Genomic DNA, 563 nt, shown 5'->3' with positions numbered 1-563 from the left:
TCAGATCGGGCAGGCTGCCGAGCATGTCACCCGGGTTACCGCCGGGGGTTCCCGGGGTGCCGGGGTTGCCGCCCGGAAGACCCGGAAGTCCAGGCAGGCCGGGGATGACTCCACCGGGGTTCCCACCAGGAGTTCCCGGGGTGCCGGGGGTGCCCGGAAGACCCGGAAGGCCCGGAAGTCCCGGAAGGCCCGGAAGGCCCGGCAGGCCCGGAAGGCCCGGCAGGCCGGGGATGACTCCCCCGGGGTTTCCGCCGGGGGTTCCTGGGGTGCCGGGGTTGCCACCCGGAAGACCGGGAAGTCCAGGCAAGCCGGGGATGACTCCACCGGGGTTTCCGCCGGGGGTTCCCGGAGTGCCGGGGTTGCCACCCGGAAGACCGGGGATGGTTCCGGTGCCGCCGGGGATCAGTCCGCCGATCAGATCGGGCAGGCTGCCGAGCATGTCACCCGGGTTACCGCCGGGGGTTCCCGGGGTGCCGGGGTTGCCGCCCGGAAGACCCGGAAGTCCAGGCAGGCCGGGGATGACTCCACCGGGGTTCCCACCAGGAGTTCCCGGGGTGCCGGGG

The 563-nt window shown here is 73.7% G+C and carries 1 pseudogene; it reads right to left on the bottom strand.

Going from position 1 to position 563, the window contains the following annotated elements:
• Nucleotides 1-563, bottom strand: a pseudogene (locus AB4Y75_RS16700) (hypothetical protein); the annotation flags it as partial.

This window comes from Arthrobacter sp. RAF14 (assembly GCF_052114185.1).
GTDB lineage: Bacteria > Actinomycetota > Actinomycetes > Actinomycetales > Micrococcaceae > Arthrobacter_E.
Note: the sequence above shows the minus strand (reverse complement) of the source record. Positions and strands in the feature narration are given on the sequence as shown.